Source organism: Nocardioides caeni (genome assembly GCF_004912195.1).
GTDB lineage: Bacteria > Actinomycetota > Actinomycetes > Propionibacteriales > Nocardioidaceae > Nocardioides > Nocardioides caeni.
Window position 1 is genome coordinate 333714 of sequence record NZ_STGW01000003.1, and the last position, 16431, is coordinate 350144.

The window sequence follows — 16431 nt, forward strand, 5'->3', positions numbered from 1 at the left end:
GCCCACCCGTGCTGAGTCACGAGGTCCACGGGAGCGGCGAGCCGCTCGTGCTGGTGCACGGGCTGACCCACCGGCGCCAGGGGTGGTACCCGGTGCTGGAGCACCTCACCGACCATCGCACGGTGGTCCTCTTCGACCTGCCCGGCCACGGCGAGTCGCACGACCTCGTGGTGCGCGACGGCGACGTCCAGGCCACCTTGCGCGCCGAGCTCGTCGAGGCGATGGACGTCCTGGGCCTGGACCGACCGCACATCGCCGGGAACTCCCTCGGGGGGCGGATCGCGCTGGAGGCGGCGGCCGACGGCCTGGTCGCCAGCGCCACCACGCTGTCCCCCGCCGCGTTCTGGCACAACGGGCTCGACTTCGCCTACATCCGCGGGCTGTTCACGTGGCTGACGGCCAGCGCGCGCCTGCTGGAGCCGGTGACGCCGGTCCTGGCCCGCCACAGCGCCGCCCGACGCGTGATGGGCGCGATGGTCTCGGCACACCCCGAGCGGATCCCGCCCGAGGAGTTCCTCGCCGACGTCCACGGGATGCGTCGCGCGATCCCGGCCATGCGGCAGATCTTCCCCGCGGCCGAGGTCTTCGACCGCCCGATCGCCGCCTCGGTCCCCGTGACCATCGCCTGGGCCGCGCGCGACCTGATCCTGCTGCCCTACCAGGCCCGGATCGCCGAGCGTCGGATGCCGCACGCCCGCCACGTCCGGCTCCCGGGCTGCGGGCACGTCCCGATGGCCGACGACCCGGCGCTGGTCGCGCAGGTGCTCCTCGAGGGCAGCCCCAGTGTGGAAGAGGACGACGGTGCTGGTTCGGCGTCCCGCGCCGGGCTTCGCTAGGCTGACCCGGCTTCTGAGGGCGTATAGCTCAGCGGTAGAGCCCCTCGCTTACAACGAGGTGGTCGGGGGTTCGATCCCCTCTGCGCCCACCCACCTCGGCCCCGCGCGCCCACCCCGCGGCGACGCCCGCGCGGCGGATGGCCCGTTCTTCCCAAGCGGTCTGGTCAGAATGGATCATTTTTCAACTATTTCCCGAGATGGCTTGGACCGCTGTCGCTCGGCGGCTATGGTTCTACTCGTTGAACCGCTGGTGACCCGAGACGCCAGCGGTTCAGCCTTTTTTCGTCCCGTGCCCTGCGTGCCCGGTTCAGTCAGCGGCGGCGTGGAGGGCGACGACCAGCTCGTCGACGTCGCGGGCGTCGGCCTTGGGGTGGTGGACCGCCCAGCTGATGCGCCCCTCCTTGTCGATGACGTAGGACGAGCGCTCGGGGCAGCCGGAGCGCTCGTCGAGGACGCCGTAGGCCCGAGCGACCTCGCCGTGCGGCCAGAAGTCGCTGAGCAGCTCGAAGTTGAGGCCGTCGGCGTCACTGAAGGCACGCAACGCATAGACGGGGTCGCACGAGAGCGCGAGGACCTCGGTGTCGAAGGTCAACAGCTCGTCGAGCCGGGCGCGGATGGCGCCCATCTCGCCGGTGCAGACGCCGCTGAAGGCATAGGGATAGAAGACCAGCGCGACCGCCTTCTTCCCGCGGTACGACGCCAGCGAGATGTCCTGGCCGAACTGGTCACGGAGGGTGAAGTCGGGGGCGGTGCTGCCGATCGGGATGCCGGTGGCGCCGCGGGCGGGCCGGGGATCGCTCGCGTCGGGTCTCACTCGGTCGACTCGGAGTCGGAGTCGGCTGCAGAGTCGGCTGCGGAGTCGGCTGCAGAGTCGTGGGTGGCGAGCTCGCGCTTCAGCACCTTGCCGGTCGCGTTGCGGGGCAGCTCGCCGAGGAAGACGATCTCGCGGGGCACCTTGTAGCGGGCGAGGTTGCGCTTCACGGCGTCCTTGACGTCGTCCGCCGACAGCTCGGTCCCGGGCACGCAGACGACGAAGGCCCGCAGGCGCTGACCGAAGTCGGGGTCGTCGACGCCGATGGCAGCGACCTCGAGGACGCTGTCGAGCGCGGCGATGCAGTCCTCGACCTCCTTGGGGAAGACGTTCTCGCCGCCGGAGACGATCATCTCGTCGTCGCGTCCCTCGACATAGAGGCGACCGGCGGCGTCGAAGCGGCCGAGGTCGCCGGAGGACATCAGTCCGTCGACCATCTCCTTGCCACCCCCACCGGTGTAGCCCTCGATCTGGAGGCTGTTGCCGACGAAGATCCGTCCCGACTCGCCCGCAGGGACGTCCCGGCCGTCGGCATCGAGGATCCGCACGACGGTCTGGTGGGGCAGGCGGCCGGCGCAGCCGGGCGCGGCCCGCAGGTCGGCCGGGTCCGCGATGGAGGCCCAGGCGACCTCGGTGGAGCCGTAGATCGAGTAGAGGTTGTCGCCGTAGGCGTCCATCCACTGGGTCGGCAGGTCGCCGGGAAGCGCGGAGCCGGAGGAGGCCACCGCCTTGAGGTGCGGCAACGGATAGCGGGCGCGGGTCTCCTCGGGCAGGGCGAGGATGCGCTGGAGCATCACGGGGATGACCGCGAAGGAGTCGCACTTCTGCTCGTGCAGGAGGCGCAGGGCGTCCTCGGGGTCGAACTTCCGGGTGAGCACGAGGGTGGTGCCGAGCATCATCGAGAGCTGGTAGTGCGCGAAGCCCCACGTGTGGAAGAGGGGCGCGGCGACGTGGCAGGTCCAGCCGCTCTTGAGAGGCATGCGCGAGAGCAGCGAGATCGCCGCCGGCAGGCCGCCCTGGGGACGCGGGGCGCCCTTCGGCGTACCGGTCGTGCCGGAGGTCAGGATGATCGTGCGGCCCTTGCGGGAGGGAGGCGCGAGGTCGGCCGTCTGCCCGCCTGCGGTCGCGGAGGCGATGATGCCCTCGAGACTGTCGGGGGTCTCCTCGTCGGTCCAGCCGAGCACGCGCTCGGCGATGTCGGCGTCGGCGAGCAGGCCGGTGAACTCCTCGTCGTGGATCACGACGCGGGGCTGCTCACGGGCGATGACGTCGGCGAGCTGAGGTCCGGCGAAGGCCGTGTTCATGTAGAGCACGTCGGCACCGAGCTTGCTGATCGCGATGGACGCCTCGATGAAGCCCCGGTGGTTGCGGCACATGACGGCGACGCCGTCACCGGCCTTGACGCCGCGGGCCCGCAGGCCGTTGGCGAGCGCGTTGGTGCGCGCCTGCAGCTCGGCGAAGGTCACCGCACCGCGCTCGTCGATGATGGCGGTGCGGTGCGGAGCGCGGAGCGCGATGGTCTTGAAGCCGCCCCTGGCCGTGGTGCTCCACTGCTTCAGCGCCTTCACCATCCCGCCGAGCACGACCGGCGAATACGGCTGGACGATCCCCGACTCGGTGAGGATCTTCAGACTGGCACCCGCGTCCTTGAGGCGCGCCGGAATGGTTCCCATGAGGCTATTGTCCGCCGTTCTGCGTGATGGTGGCGAGCGGGCCCCGGCCCCGGGGCCCCGACCGGCCGGGTGAGGCGGTCAGGAGACGCTCTTGGGTGCGACCAGGCGGGTCGCCGCCCAGTCCTTGCTCACCGCGGCCGCGGAGGTCTGTGCCAGGCCGGCGATCGGCGCTGCCTCGGCGATGTCGGCCGCGTCGACGGCACCGGGGCGTCCGATCTTGGGGGTCAGCAGCCAGATCACCCCGCCGCCGACGAGATCGGTCAGCGAGTCGACGAGCCCGTCGACGAGGTCACCGTCCGCGTCGCGCCACCAGAGCACGACCGCGTCCACGACATTGCCGTAGTCGCCATCGACCATGTCGCCGTCGATGGCATCCTCGATCGCCACCCGGAGCTCGTCGTCGGTGTCGTTGTCCCAGCCGAGTTCCTGGACCACCAACCCGGTCCGGAGACCCATCCGCTCGGCGGGTCCGGTGGGGGTGGTGCCGCCAGGGGCGGTCGAAGTCACGGTGAAATCCTCCAAGGGTCAGGCAAGGGTCAGGATGCTGTGCGCGGGTACGACGGGGTCGCCGCCAGCGCGGGTATGGGGTGTAGTCCACCGGAGGGGACGGGCACGGCGCAACCCTTGGCGACCCGGACGGGGCGCCGAGCCGTACTCCTCGGTAGATTTTCCGGCCTGGATTTGAGTGCGAGGATGACGAGCGTGACCTCTGACACCCCAGCAGACAACGGCGCACAGGGCCCCACCCCGGCCACGCGCGGCGGGTCGGTCCCCTCGGTCATCCATGAGGGCCTGCCGACCCAGCTCCCCGACATCGATCCCGACGAGACGCAGGACTGGATCGACTCCTTCACTGCGCTGGTCGACGAGCGGGGACGCGAGCGCGCCCGCTACGTGATGCTGCGGCTGCTCGAGCAGGCCCGCCGCCAGCAGGTCGGGGTCCCTGCGCTGCGCAGCACCGACTACATCAACACGATCCCGCCGGAGCGCGAGCCGTGGTTCCCCGGCGACGAGGACCTCGAGCGCCGGATCCGTGCGTTCATCCGGTGGAACGCCGCCGTGATGGTGTCGAGCGCCAACCGCAAGGGACTCGAGGTCGGCGGTCACATCGCGACCTACCAGTCCAGCGCAAGCCTCTACGAGGTGGGCTTCAACCACTTCTTCCGCGGCAAGGAGCATCCGGGCGGCGGCGACCAGATCTTCATCCAGGGCCATGCCTCCCCCGGCATCTACGCCCGGGCCTTCCTGGAGGGGCGGCTGAGCGAGGAGCAGCTGTTCCGGTTCCGCCAGGAGGTGCAGCACGGCAAGGGCGCCGGCCTGTCGTCGTACCCCCACCCGCGGCTGATGCCGGACTTCTGGGAGTTCCCGACGGTCTCGATGGGCCTGACCGGCATCAACTCGATCTATCAGGCCCGGTTCAACCGCTACCTGGCCAACCGTGGCGTCAAGGACACCGCCGACCAGCACGTGTGGGCGTTCCTGGGAGACGGCGAGATGGCCGAGCCGGAGTCCCTCGGGGCGATCCGGATCGCCGCCCGCGAGGAGCTCGACAACCTCACCTGGGTGATCAACTGCAACCTGCAGCAGCTCGACGGGCCGGTCAACGGCAACGGCAAGATCATCCAGGAGCTGGAGTCGAACTTCCGCGGCGCCGGGTGGAACGTCATCAAGGTCGTGTGGGGCCGCGAGTGGGACGCCCTGCTGGCCAAGGACGTCGACGGCGTCCTGGTCAACCAGATGAACTCCACGCCCGACGGGGCCTTCCAGACCTTCTCGGTCGAGAGTGGCGCCTACAACCGTGAACACTTCTTCGGACCGGACCCGCGCCTGCGGGCGATGGTCGAGCACATGACCGACCGGCAGATCGAGAAGCTGCCGCGCGGCGGCCACGACTACCGCAAGGTCTATGCCGCCTTCGACTCCGCGACCAAGCACGTGGGTCAGCCGACGGTCATCCTCGCCCACACGGTGAAGGGCTGGACGATCGACGCCCTCGAGGGCAAGAACGCCACCCACCAGATGAAGAAGCTGACCCAGGACGACCTGAAGAAGTTCCGCGACCGGCTCTACCTGCCGATCAGCGACCGGGACCTCGAGTCGGCCTACGAGGCGACCGGCACGGCCCCGTTCTTCCACCCCGGCGCGACCTCCCCCGAGATCGAATACATGATGGAGCGCCGCCGTGCCCTCGGCGGCTCCCTCCCCCAGCGGATCAACCGGTCGAAGCCGCTGACGCTGCCCGGCGACAAGGTCTATGCGGAGCTCAGGAAGGGCGCCGGCAACCACAAGGTCGCGACCACGATGGCTGCCGTCCGTCTGCTCAAGGACTGGATGAAGGACGAGGGCATCGGGCAGCGCCTCGTGCCGATCGCGCCGGACGAGTACCGCACCTTCGGCATGGACGCGATGTTCCCCTCGGCCAAGGTCTATGACCCGCACGGCCAGACGTTCGAGTCCGTCGACCGCAACATGCTGTTGCAATACAAGATGTCCCAGCAGGGCCAGATGCTCCACGAGGGCATCTCGGAGGCCGGCGCCGTGGCGTCGGCGATCGCGGCGGGGTCGTCGTACTCCACGCACGGTGAGCCGATGATCCCGTTCTACATCTTCTACTCGATGTTCGGGTTCCAGCGCACCGGTGACTCGATCTGGGCGATGGCCGACCAGCTGGCCCGTGGCTTCCTGATCGGCGCCACCGCCGGGCGCACCACGCTGACCGGCGAGGGACTGCAGCACGCCGACGGCCACTCACCGTTGATCGCCGCCACCAACCCCGCGGTCGTGCACTACGACCCCGCCTTCGCCTACGAGGTCGGCCACATCATGCGCGCCGGCCTGGAGCGGATGTACGGCGCGAGCGACGAGCACCCGCAGGGCGAGGACGTCATCTTCTACCTGACCGTCTACAACGAGCCGGTCGCCCAGCCCGCCGAGCCCGAGGGACTCGACGTCAGCAGCCTGCTCAAGGGGATGTATCGGGTGGCCGCCGCCGAGGGCGACGGCCCGACCGTCCGGCTGATGGCCTCCGGTGTCGGCTTCCCCTGGATCGAGGAGGCCAAGCGGATCCTCGCCGAGGACTGGGGCGTGCGCGCCGAGACGTGGTCGGTCACCTCGTGGAACGAGCTGGCCCGTGACGGCGTCGCCACGGACAAGTGGAACCTGCTCCACCCCACCGAGACGCACCGCGCGGCGCACGTCACCCAGGTGCTCGGCGAGGGCCCGACCAGCAACGCGCCGGTCGTGGCCGTCTCTGACTACATGACGGCCGTGCCGCTGCAGATCGCCCCGTGGGTCCCGGCGGACTACCGGGTGCTCGGCGCCGACGGCTTCGGGTTCGCCGACACCCGTCCGGCCGCCCGCCGGTTCTTCCAGGTCGACGCCCCGTCGGTGGTGGTGCAGGCCCTGGCCGCCCTCGCCGACGCCGGCGAGATCGACCCGGCACGGGTCCAGGAGGCGCTGGAGCACTACCGGATCGACGACCCGACCGCTGCGGCGGGCATCCAGCAGGAGGGCGGCGACGCCTGAACAGCCGGGCCCGGTGGTTGAGGTGCGAGGCCGCCCGCGGCCGAGCCTCGAAACCTCCGGCGCCTCAGGCCGTGGTGGGCGTCGCGGGCTCCATCTCCTCGGCCTCGGCCTGCATGACCGCCGCCAGCGGCGAGGACGCCGGGGCTCCCCCGGCCTTCAGCATGCGCCGGAACCGAGCCCGGTTGTAGGTCGCCGGCTCGGTCTCGGTGATGAAGGAGTCGAGGATCTTCACGAAGCGCTCCGGGTGGTCCTTGTGCGGGAAGTGGCCGGCCTCCGGCAGCACCTCGACCCGCACGTCGGGCGCCAGCGCCGCCGCGTTGCTCGCATGCCGCACCGGGATCACCATGTCGTCGCGCCCCCACACCACGGCCATCGGCATGGCCTCGGTCAGGTAGGCACGGTCAGCCATCGTGATGATCTGGCCCCGCCAGTCGATCACTGCCCGGACCAGGTGGCGGATGGCGAAACGGGTGCGACGGTCGGACCACGAGTCGACGATCTCGGCGATCTCGGCGAGGTCGCGGGTGTACTTGCGCAGCAGCCGCTGGTCGCCGTACTCCGCCGCGGTGCGCAGGGCGAGGGTCTCGACGTGACGCACGCCCGGCAGGGTGAGCAGGCCCATCGCCCGGAACCAGCCCGGGACCTGGACCAGCTTGATGAACGAGGACACCTCGGGGCCGAGACCGCCGGTGGCGACCAGCATCACACGCTGGGTCCGCTCCGGGAACTGGTAGGCGAACTGCATCGCCACGCCACCGCCGAAGCTGTGACCCACGACGGACACCTTGTCGATGCCGAGGACCGTCAGCAGGTCCCGCATGCCGTTGGCGTAGCCGCCGAGCGTGTAGTCGGCCCGCGGCTTGTCGGACAGCCCGTGGCCCAGCAGATCCGGCGCGATGACGGTGTACTTCTTCGCCAGCGCGTCGATCACCGGCGACCACGTGGTGTGGTCGCAGGCCAACCCGTGCAACAGCAGGAGCGCCGGCCCGGAGCCCTGCTTGACGAAGGCTCGCCGCTTCCCGTGGAGGACGACGTACTGCACCTCGTGCTGACCTCGGTCCGTCCGGTCGCGTCTGTCAGTCATGCCGCCCCCCTCGTTGGCACTCCACGGTCACCACGGTCACAGAGCCTGCTAGCAGATGCTCACTCCAGCAAGCAGGCGATGGCCGATTCAACCATGCCGTTCCTCGCGACGGCACCCGTCCGCCGGATCCCGGCTGGTGCTTCTACGCTGGTGCCATGTCCCCGATCGAGCCCAGCGGGCGGGCCACGGCCGCGACCCAGCTCCGCGCGGCCACGGGATCGCTGAGCACGGCCGCCATCGCCCGCATCGAGGCCGAGCGGCCCTGGTTCCGCGACCTCGGCGCGGAGCACCGCTCGTGGGTCGGCATGATCGTGCAGTCGGGCGTCCAGGGCTTCGTCGACTGGTTCGGTGGCGGTGGCGCCGACCCCGGCGGCGAGGAGGTCGCGATCCAGGTCTTCGGCGCCGCACCGCGCTCGCTGGCAGGCGTGATCGACCTGCACCAGACGGTCGACCTGATCCGGCTCACGATCGACGAGGTCGAGGCCAACATCGACCGACTTCTCGAGCCGGAGGCCGCCGAGGAGGTCCACCGCGGGGTGGTCCGCTACGGACGCGAGGTCGCCTTCGCCACGGCCGAGGTCTACGCCCGCGCGGCCGAGCAGCGGGGCCGGTGGGACGCGCGACTCGAGGCGCTCGTCGTCGACGCGGTCCTGCGGGCCGAGACCGACGAGACGGTCCTGTCCCGGGCCAGCGCAGTGGGCTGGATCGGCCGCGGCGACGTCGCGGTCGTGGTCGGCGCGGCCCCCGAGGAGGCCGCCGGCTCGCCCAGCAGCGTCGTGGACGCCGTACGACGGGCGACCCGGGGGCACGACCTCGACACCCTCTGCGCCGTGCAGGGGCATCTGCTGGTGGTCATCCTCGGCGGCGTCCAGTCGCCGGAGAAGGACGCCGGTGTGGTCGCCGGCCTCTTCGGCGAGGGCACCGTCGTCGTCGGTCCGGTCGCCGCCGACCTGCGCAGCGCCCACCTGTCGGCCCGCATCGCCCTGGACTCCCTGCGTGCCGCGGTCGGCTGGCCCCAAGCGCCTCGCCCCGTGCTCGCGCACGACCTGCTCCCCGAGCGGATCGTCGCCGGCGACGAAGCCGCGCGCACGGAGGCCGTCGAGCAGATCTATCGACCGCTCGAGGGCTCCCGCGGCGAGCTGGTCGAGACCCTGGTGGCCTACTTCGCCAGCGGCTCCGGCATCGAGGCCACCGCCCGCGCCCTGTTCGTGCACGCCAACACAGTGCGCTACCGGCTCGGCCAGATCGGCGACCTGACCGGGCTGACGCCCTCGGCGCCCCGCGACGCCCTCGTCCTGCAGCTCGCCCTCGTCCTCGGCCGCCAGGCTTCCTTGAGTCCGAACGCCTCCTTGTAGGACTCCCACAAGGAGGCGCGCCGAGATTCGTGCACGGCGCGAGCGCCAGCGCCTCGGTCCGGACGGCACCCTTGAGGTGTGCTCGTGATCGTCGCCCCCGGACAAGGTGCCCAGACGCCCGGATTCCTCGCGCCCTGGCTCGAGGAGCCGTCGTTCGCGGCTCGCATCGGATGGCTCTCGGCCGTCGTCGGGCTCGACCTGGCCCACCTGGGCACAGCCGCCGACGACGACACCATCCGCGACACCAGCATCGCCCAGCCACTGCTGGTCGGCTCCGCCCTGGCCGCGAGCGAGCAGCTCGGCGGCAAACCTGCCGCCGTCGCCGGTCACAGCGTCGGCGAGCTCGCCGCCGCCGTCATGGCCGGCGCGCTGACGGCCGAGCAGGCCATGGTCCTCGTGCGTGAGCGCGGCAAGGCGATGGCGGACGCGGCCGCCGTGACCCCGACTGGCATGACCGCCGTCCTCGGTGGCGACCGCGACGAGGTGCTCGCCGCCATCGCCGCCGCCGGCCTGACCGCAGCCAACGACAACGGGCCCGGTCAGATCGTCGCCGCGGGCACGATGGAGCAGCTGGCGGAGTTCGCCGACAGCGCGCCGAAGGGCGCACGTCCCCGACCGCTGTCGGTGGCCGGCGCATTCCACTCCCCCCACATGGCGCCCGCTGTCGACCATGTGACCGGACTGGCAGCCGCGATCACCGTGCAGGAGGCGACGACCGACTTCATCACCAACTCGGACGGCACGGTGCTCCACGACGGTCGTGAGGTCCTCGACCGCATCGTCGGCCAGATCGCCCGCCCCGTCCGCTGGGACCGGTGCCTGGAGACGATGGCAGCAGCCGGCATCACCGGGTTCCTGGAGCTGCCGCCGGCCGGCACCCTGGCCGGCATCGCGAAGCGCTGGTTCCGCAACCAGGGCATGGACGTCGAGATCCTCTCGCTCAACACCCCCGACCAGCTCGACGACGCTCGCGCGTTCTGCGAGCGTCACGCCGCCTCGTCCCAGGTGGCGGCGACCGCATGACGACACTCACCGTCGGCACCGGATCGGCCAACGCCGCCCTCCTGGGCGTCGGGGCCTACCGTCCGTCCGCCCTCGTCCCCAACGACGACCTCGTCGAGGCCATCGACTCCAGCGACGAGTGGATCCAGCAACGCTCGGGCATCCGCACCCGGCGCTTCGCCGGGCCCGAGGAGACCGTCGTGTCGATGTCGGTGGCCGCGGCCCGAGAGGCCCTGGAGCACGCCGGCATCGCGGCCACGCAGGTCGACGCGGTCGTGGTCGCCACTGTCAGCCACCTGGTGCAGACGCCGTCGGCGGCCACCGCGATCGCCCACGCCCTGGGCGCCGATCACCCGGCGGCCTTCGACATCTCCGCCGCCTGCGCCGGCTTCTGCCACGGCATCGCCCTGGCCAACGACATGGTTCGTGGAGGCAGTGCCCGCCACGTCCTGGTCATCGGGGTGGAGAAGCTCTCCGACATCACCGACCCGACCGACCGCGGCACCGCATTCATCTTCGCCGACGGGGCCGGAGCCGTCGTGGTCGGCCAGTCGGGCCATCCTGGCATCGGGCCCGTGGTCTGGGGCTCGGACGGCGAGCACTACGACCACATCCGCACGCCGGATCTCCGTGACCTCGTGGCGGCGGGTGATCTCCGGCTGCCCTGCCTCAGCATGAAGGGCAGCGAGGTCTTCCGCTGGGCGTCGTACGCCATGGCGAAGGTCGCCCAGCAAGCGGTGGACCGGGCAGGCATCACCGTCGATGACCTCGACTGCTTCATCCCCCACCAGGCCAACAACCGGATCACCGACGCGATGGCCCGCGCCATCCGGCTGCCCGCCAGCGTCCGGATCGCCCGCGACATCGTCGACGCCGGCAACACGTCGGCCGCGTCCGTCCCGCTGGCGTTGCACCGCATGATCGAGGACGGCGATGCCCGCAGCGGTGACATCGCGCTCCTCATCGCCTTCGGCGCCGGGCTGTCCTACGCCGCCCAGGTCGTCACCGTGCCCTGACCCCCACCGATTTCCACCCCCGACGCCGCACCCGCGGCACCGACACCCACGATGGAGAAGAAGATGAGCACCGAAGAGATCCGCGCCGCCCTTGCCGAGATCGTCAACGAGGTCGCCGGCATCCCCGCCGAGAACGTCCAGCTCGACAAGTCGTTCGCGGACGACCTCGACGTCGACTCGCTGTCCATGGTCGAGGTCGTCGTCGAGGCCGAGGAGAAGTTCGGCGTCACCATTCCCGACGACGAGGTCAAGAACCTCAAGACCGTCGGCGACGCCGTCGCCTACATCGAGCGCAACGCTTCCTGAAACCGGACGGTGACCGCAGCCATGTCGCGCATTCGCGTCGTCGTCACCGGGTTGGGCACCACCAACCCGCTCGGTGGCGACGTCGCCAGCACCTGGGACGGCCTCCTGGCCGGTCGCTCGGGCATCCGCCAGCTCGGTGAGATCACCGAGGGCTTGCCCGTGACCATCGGCGGCCCGGCTGCCGTCGACCCCACGGAGGTCCTCGAGCGGGTCGTGGCCCGTCGTCTGGATCGCTCCTCGCAGCTGGCGCTCGTCGCCGCGCTCGAGGCGTGGGCGGACTCGGGTCTGGCGGCCGTCAAGGAGGCGGGCGACCTCGACGGCGAGCGCCTCGGCGTCGCCTTCGCGTCCGGCATCGGGGGCGTGCACACGCTGCTGTCCAACCACGAGGTGCTGCTCGAGAAGGGCCCGCGCCGGGTCTCCCCCATCGCGGTCCCGATGCTGATGGCCAACGCCCCCGCGGCGACCATCAGCCTCAAGCTCGGCGCGCGCGGGCCCGTCAACACCCCGGTCTCCGCCTGTGCGTCCGGCAACGAGGCCATTGCCCTCGCGGCCGACCAGATCCGGCTGGGCCGGGTCGACGTGGCCGTCGCCGGCGGCACGGAGGCGGCCATCCACCCGCTGCCGATCGCCGCCTTCGCCAACATGATGGCGCTGTCGAAGAACCCAGGTGATCCGACGACGGTCTCGCGTCCCTTCGACACCGGCCGCGACGGCTTCGTGCTGGGTGAGGGCGCGGGCGCCCTGGTCCTGGAGTCGCTGGAGCACGCGCAGGCGCGTGGCGCACGCATCTATGCCGAGGTCCTCGGCGCCGGCATCACCGCCGACGCCCACGACATCGCCCAACCCGACCCCGAGGGTCGCGGTGGGGCGCGGGCGATCCGGGCCGCCGTCCGCGACGCCGACGTCGCGGCAGCCGACATCGCCCACGTCAACGCCCACGCGACATCGACGCCACAGGGAGACGTCGCCGAGTCGCTGATGCTGCACGCCGTCCTCGGCTCGGCGGCCGACGATCTGGTCGTCTCCGCGACCAAGTCGATGACCGGTCACCTGCTCGGCGGGGCCGGCGCCCTCGAGGGCGTCGCCACGGTGCTGGCGCTGCACCACCGCACAGCGCCGCCGACGATCAACCTGGACGACAAGGACGAGCGAGTCGAGCTCGACGTGGCGACCTCGCCCCGTCAGCTCCCGTCGGGCGACATCGCGGCGCTCAACAACTCCTTCGGCTTCGGCGGCGCGAACGTCGCCGTCGTCTTCGGGTCTGCGGGCTGAGCAGGAGACCTCCCACTCCCTCGGCCCCGCACGAGCAGGACGGCCCGCCACGCGATGCGTGGCGGGCCGTCCTGTCGTCAGGTCCTTTCGGCGGCGGGTGACCGCGTGGTCACACCACCTGGTGCAACCAGCGGACGGGCGCGCCCTCGCCGGCGTGGCGGAAGGTCTCGAGCTCGTCGTCCCAAGGCTTGCCGAGGAGCTTGTCGATCTCGTTCTCGAGGGTGACCTCGCCCAGTGCGGCTCGCACCGCCGCCGCCTTGAGCCGGTCCTCGGGGATCATCAGGTCACCGTGGAGACCCGTGACGGCGTGGAAGACGCCCAGATCGGGGGTGTAGGAGAAGCGGGCGCCCTCGGAGGTCGCGGTGGGCTCCTCCGTCACCTCGAAGCGCAGGTGGTTCCACCCGCGCAGGGCAGACGCCATCTCGGCGGCAGCGCCGATCCGCCCGGTCCAGGAGAATTCGCAGCGATAGCTGCCGGACTGGGCAAGTTGTGGCGTCCAGTGAGGATTCACGGGAACGCCGAGGACGCCGCCCACGGCCCACTCGATGTGAGGGCACAGCGCGGACGGCGCAGAGTGGACGTAGAACACGCCCCTGGTTGCACTCGTGCTTGCGGTCACCACGAACTCCTCGACTGACTTGCTACCTCCGGCGCGAGATACGCCTTCCCCAGCGGTCTCGGATGGAGGTCTGCGGTCGTCTCGGGTGAGCGGTGCTCAGGCAGAGAGTGACGCATGTGCAGTTGTGGATCCATTGTGGCCCATGTGACGGGCAGATGCCAGCGCTTCGTGCGTGTTCCGGGTCGCTCAGACCCGAGACCGGGCCAGCGCCTCATCGGCCGCCGGTGGCGAGCATCTCGTCCATGACGGCGCGGGCGATGCCCAGGCCGCCGAGGTGGCTCTCGCCGTCGATCACGCTCATCGTGGCGTCCGGCAGCAGTCTCACGCAGTGCTCGCCGTGCTGGAAGGGCACGATGTGGTCGGCGTCGCCATGCCACCACCGGACCGGCACCGTGACGTCCTCCAGGCGGAAGCCCCACTCGCGGGTGAAGAGGATCAGGTCCGACAGCGGCGCCGAGATCTGGAACCTGCTGCCGTTGAGGAGGTCGTCGAGGAACATCGCCTTGATCTCGGGGCGGGCGAGCATGTTCTTGTCGCCGGGAGGCTGCACCGCCGCATACAGGTCGAGCGCGGAGCCGGCGAGGGGCTTGATCGTCCGGATGACTCCACTCAGTGCGACACCCACCGGCACCCGCGCCACCGACAGCACCGGCGCAGCCGCCTTGGCGAGCTGGATGATCCCGCCGTCCGCGGCGTCGGGTCCACGGGTGGGCGCGACGCCACCGAGGACGCCCAGGGCGTGCACCCGGTCAGGCATGGCCGCACCCGCCGCGAGCGTGTAAGGCCCACCGCCCGACAGACCGATGACCCGGCACGTGTCGACGGCGAGCGCGTCGAGCAGCAGGGCGAGGTCCTCGGTCCAGTCCAGAACGTTCTCATAGACGTGAGGCGTCGAGGATCCGATGCCGGGGCGGTCGATGCCGATGATCCGGGCGCCGACCTCCTCGGCGTACGCACGCGCGTCGAGCGGGATCTGACGTCGGGCACCGGGGGTGCCGTGCAGCCAGACCAACGCCTCGCCCCGCGGAGACCCGTACTCGGCGAAGCTGAGCCGGCGGCCGTCGCGCACGGCGACACTTCCCTCGAGCGTCGGACGCTTCGGCTGCTCGGACGCACGGCCTACCGGGAGACTCATGCGACGGAGTGTGGCAGGTGGACAGCACCCGCGTCCGAGTGTCCTAAGGTTCGACCATGACTGCACCCACGGGCACCTCCGGGCCCGGCCGTCGGCGGGCCACCAAGCCGGTTCGGCCCGCCGGCCTCGGCGTGACCCGGGTGCCACGGCCGTCCTTCCAGGCGCGAGGCTGGCGCATCACCGGTGCGGTGGCGACCGCGGCCCTCCTCGTCGGCTGGTTCACCTGGTACGCCATGACCCCCGAGGAGCTGTCCACGACCGAGAGCACCATCAGTGCCACCGGTGTCGTCGGCGCACCCGTCTACTTCGGGATGTACGCCCCCGGCAAGAGCTTCGACCGCACGCTGCGCGTCAACGGCGTGAAGGTCCGCGCCACCACCAGCGCGGACCTGACGATAACGCCGCTGCTGTGCCGCCGCGGCACGGTGGGCGTCACCACCCGACCCGAGCAGTTCTGCGCCGAGCTGATCGACCCCGAGGGCGAGCGCCTCACCGGCGACGACTCGATCGTGTTGAAGGTCGAGGCCGACCAACCGGTCACCGCCGTCGTCAACCAGATCGAGATCGCCTACCGGGAGGACCTCCGGTGGGACACCCAGCCAGCCGGAGCCGGCCAGGCGATCGTGTCGATCACCGGACGCCCGACCTCCGAGTAGCTCAGGAGTCGAGCTTCTTCTCCAGCGCCTCTGCCCGCTCCGCCGCGTCGGTCGCCTCCTCCGCGTCGATCGCGTTGGTCTTGTGGAACCACTTCAACGCATCGTTGGTGCGCCCGGCTTCCTCCAGCGTGTCCGCATAGGCATAGCGCAGTCGCACGACCCACTCCTCGCGGCTCTTGCTGTTGAGCGGAGCGACCTCGAGCGTGCGCAACGCCGCGTCGAGCTGACCGAGGTCGCGGCGGGCGCCGGCCTCGACGATCGTCATCTCGGCCTTGGCTGACGCTTCGAAGCGGGCGACCGAAGGACTCTTGGCAAGCTCCAGCGCGCGCGTCGGGTTCCCGAGCGCGCGGTGGCAGTCGGCCATGATCGGCAGGTAGGCCGTCGCACCGTTCATCCGCTTCGCTGCGCGCAGCTCGGCGAGCGCCTCGGCGTAGTGACCGGCCGCATAGGCCGTCTCGCCCACGGCCTCGCGGACCACAGCCAGGCGAGACGCCCGGGCCTTGGCAGCGAGCGTGTGCTGGTAGGCGACCTCCGCGTCCTCGTCGATGAGCGCGCCGGCCGCCGCCAGGTGTCGCGCCACGCGAGCGGCCAGCTTCTCCGGCAGGCCCTTCAGCTGGGCGCGGGCAGAGGCGCTCAGCTCGGCACCGGTGATGTCATCCGGAAGCGGCGGACCGTCATAGGTCTCCTGATCGACCCTCCGCTCACGCGGCTCGCGCGTCTCACCGCGCGCGGCGTCGTCACGGCGCGGGCCGGAGCGCCCCTGCGGGCCCTTGCCCTGAGCGCCCTGCGGCGTCCGCGACCCTCCCGACTTGCGGGGGCCACCGGCGCCCGGAGCGTCATCGCGCCGCGGACCTCCCGACCGACCGGTCGGCTTACCGCCGCCGGAGCGCCCCGCACCGCTGGCGCCGGCGCCGTCACGCCGTCCGGTGCCGCCCTTGCGAGCATCCGATCCGGGACGGGAGGAGGAGCTCTTCCTTGCGCCGCTGCTGCGGGGGCGTCGCTCGTCTGCCACGTTCGTGCACCTGTCCTTCGAAGTCCGCTATGGAGTGATCATTCAACCAAAACGCAGTAGGGGCCACCCGAAACCGGGTGGCCCCTACGCAATGTTTGTCCGGCGGCGTCCTACTCTCCCACATCCTCT

Annotated in this window: 15 protein-coding genes and 1 tRNA gene; 9 read left to right on the forward strand and 7 right to left on the reverse strand. The window is 71.0% G+C overall.

Features of this window, described 5'->3' with window-relative positions:
- Positions 1 to 8 precede the first annotated feature (8 nt).
- Together E9934_RS07505 and E9934_RS07510 are read left to right on the forward strand one after the other, a co-directional pair.
- Complete coding sequence (locus tag E9934_RS07505; RefSeq protein ID WP_136562256.1) at positions 9 to 836, forward strand: alpha/beta fold hydrolase; 828 nt, start codon at positions 9 to 11, stop codon at positions 834 to 836.
- A gap of 17 nt (positions 837 to 853) precedes the next feature.
- Positions 854 to 925 (forward strand) — tRNA-Val (locus tag E9934_RS07510).
- A 218-nt stretch (positions 926 to 1143) separates the two neighbouring features.
- Here the strand turns inward: E9934_RS07510 and E9934_RS07515 are convergent.
- The 3 genes from E9934_RS07515 to E9934_RS07525 all read right to left on the reverse strand — a co-directional run bounded on the left by E9934_RS07515 (position 1144) and on the right by E9934_RS07525 (position 3776).
- Positions 1144 to 1650, reverse strand: a complete 507-nt coding sequence (locus E9934_RS07515; protein ID WP_202977227.1) for a peroxiredoxin — start codon at positions 1648 to 1650, stop codon at positions 1144 to 1146.
- Complete coding sequence (locus E9934_RS07520; RefSeq protein ID WP_136562257.1) at positions 1647 to 3320, reverse strand: AMP-binding protein; 1674 nt, start codon at positions 3318 to 3320, stop codon at positions 1647 to 1649. Before E9934_RS07520 ends, E9934_RS07515 begins: the two co-directional genes overlap by 4 nt.
- Before the next feature lie 78 nt (positions 3321 to 3398).
- Entirely contained in the window at positions 3399 to 3776 is a 378-nt protein-coding gene (locus E9934_RS07525) for a DUF3052 domain-containing protein (RefSeq protein ID WP_136562292.1), read from the reverse strand.
- 237 nt (positions 3777 to 4013) lie between these two features.
- Here E9934_RS07525 and aceE point away from each other — a divergent pair, with 237 nt between their 5' ends.
- On the forward strand, positions 4014 to 6845 hold the full coding sequence (gene aceE, locus E9934_RS07530; RefSeq protein ID WP_136562258.1) for a pyruvate dehydrogenase (acetyl-transferring), homodimeric type: 2832 nt from the start codon (positions 4014 to 4016) through the stop codon (positions 6843 to 6845).
- A gap of 64 nt (positions 6846 to 6909) precedes the next feature.
- Here aceE and E9934_RS07535 read toward each other — a convergent pair whose 3' ends face one another.
- Positions 6910 to 7929 carry an alpha/beta fold hydrolase gene (locus E9934_RS07535; protein WP_136562259.1) on the reverse strand — a complete coding sequence of 340 codons (1020 nt, stop codon included), beginning with the start codon at positions 7927 to 7929 and terminating at the stop codon, positions 6910 to 6912.
- 155 nt (positions 7930 to 8084) lie between these two features.
- Here E9934_RS07535 and E9934_RS07540 point away from each other — a divergent pair, with 155 nt between their 5' ends.
- From E9934_RS07540 to E9934_RS07560, 5 genes are all read left to right on the forward strand, one after another.
- Positions 8085 to 9284, forward strand: a complete 1200-nt coding sequence (locus tag E9934_RS07540) for a PucR family transcriptional regulator (RefSeq protein WP_136562260.1) — start codon at positions 8085 to 8087, stop codon at positions 9282 to 9284.
- 78 nt (positions 9285 to 9362) lie between these two features.
- Positions 9363 to 10307, forward strand: coding sequence for an ACP S-malonyltransferase (locus E9934_RS07545; protein WP_136562261.1), 945 nt, complete (start codon positions 9363 to 9365; stop codon positions 10305 to 10307).
- Entirely contained in the window at positions 10304 to 11302 is a 999-nt protein-coding gene (locus tag E9934_RS07550) for a beta-ketoacyl-ACP synthase III (protein ID WP_136562262.1), read from the forward strand. The genes E9934_RS07545 and E9934_RS07550 overlap by 4 nt, the downstream gene beginning before the upstream one ends.
- A 63-nt stretch (positions 11303 to 11365) precedes the next feature.
- Positions 11366 to 11608, forward strand: a complete 243-nt coding sequence (locus E9934_RS07555) for an acyl carrier protein (RefSeq protein ID WP_136562263.1) — start codon at positions 11366 to 11368, stop codon at positions 11606 to 11608.
- 21 nt (positions 11609 to 11629) lie between these two features.
- On the forward strand, positions 11630 to 12880 hold the full coding sequence (locus tag E9934_RS07560; RefSeq protein ID WP_136562264.1) for a beta-ketoacyl-[acyl-carrier-protein] synthase family protein: 1251 nt from the start codon (positions 11630 to 11632) through the stop codon (positions 12878 to 12880).
- A gap of 109 nt (positions 12881 to 12989) precedes the next feature.
- Here the strand turns inward: E9934_RS07560 and E9934_RS07565 are convergent, their stop codons facing one another.
- Positions 12990 to 13499 (reverse strand): DUF3145 domain-containing protein, encoded by a 510-nt coding sequence (locus E9934_RS07565; protein ID WP_136562265.1) that lies wholly within the window; start codon positions 13497 to 13499, stop codon positions 12990 to 12992.
- 211 nt (positions 13500 to 13710) lie between these two features.
- Positions 13711 to 14634, reverse strand: coding sequence for an alpha/beta fold hydrolase (locus tag E9934_RS07570; protein WP_136562266.1), 924 nt, complete (start codon positions 14632 to 14634; stop codon positions 13711 to 13713).
- A gap of 56 nt (positions 14635 to 14690) precedes the next feature.
- On the opposite strand from E9934_RS07570, the gene E9934_RS07575 reads away from it, so the two are divergent.
- Positions 14691 to 15290: a hypothetical protein gene (locus E9934_RS07575; protein WP_136562267.1), complete on the forward strand. Its 600-nt coding sequence runs from the start codon at positions 14691 to 14693 to the stop codon at positions 15288 to 15290.
- Position 15291: 1 nt separating this feature from the next.
- Here the strand turns inward: E9934_RS07575 and E9934_RS20195 are convergent, their stop codons facing one another.
- On the reverse strand, positions 15292 to 16302 hold the full coding sequence (locus tag E9934_RS20195; protein ID WP_238694823.1) for a tetratricopeptide repeat protein: 1011 nt from the start codon (positions 16300 to 16302) through the stop codon (positions 15292 to 15294).
- Positions 16303 to 16431 lie beyond the last annotated feature (129 nt).

Coding starts and splice junctions, on each gene's coding strand:
- E9934_RS07520 (WP_136562257.1), bottom strand. CDS start 3,320: ATGGGAACCATTCCGGCGCGCCTCAAGGACGCGGGTGCCAGTCTGAAG.
- E9934_RS07525 (WP_136562292.1), bottom strand. CDS start 3,776: ATGGGTCTCCGGACCGGGTTGGTGGTCCAGGAACTCGGCTGGGACAAC.
- aceE (WP_136562258.1), top strand. CDS start 4,014: ATGACGAGCGTGACCTCTGACACCCCAGCAGACAACGGCGCACAGGGC.
- E9934_RS07535 (WP_136562259.1), bottom strand. CDS start 7,929: ATGACTGACAGACGCGACCGGACGGACCGAGGTCAGCACGAGGTGCAG.
- E9934_RS07540 (WP_136562260.1), top strand. CDS start 8,085: ATGTCCCCGATCGAGCCCAGCGGGCGGGCCACGGCCGCGACCCAGCTC.
- E9934_RS07550 (WP_136562262.1), top strand. CDS start 10,304: ATGACGACACTCACCGTCGGCACCGGATCGGCCAACGCCGCCCTCCTG.
- E9934_RS07555 (WP_136562263.1), top strand. CDS start 11,366: ATGAGCACCGAAGAGATCCGCGCCGCCCTTGCCGAGATCGTCAACGAG.
- E9934_RS07560 (WP_136562264.1), top strand. CDS start 11,630: ATGTCGCGCATTCGCGTCGTCGTCACCGGGTTGGGCACCACCAACCCG.
- E9934_RS07570 (WP_136562266.1), bottom strand. CDS start 14,634: ATGAGTCTCCCGGTAGGCCGTGCGTCCGAGCAGCCGAAGCGTCCGACG.
- E9934_RS07575 (WP_136562267.1), top strand. CDS start 14,691: ATGACTGCACCCACGGGCACCTCCGGGCCCGGCCGTCGGCGGGCCACC.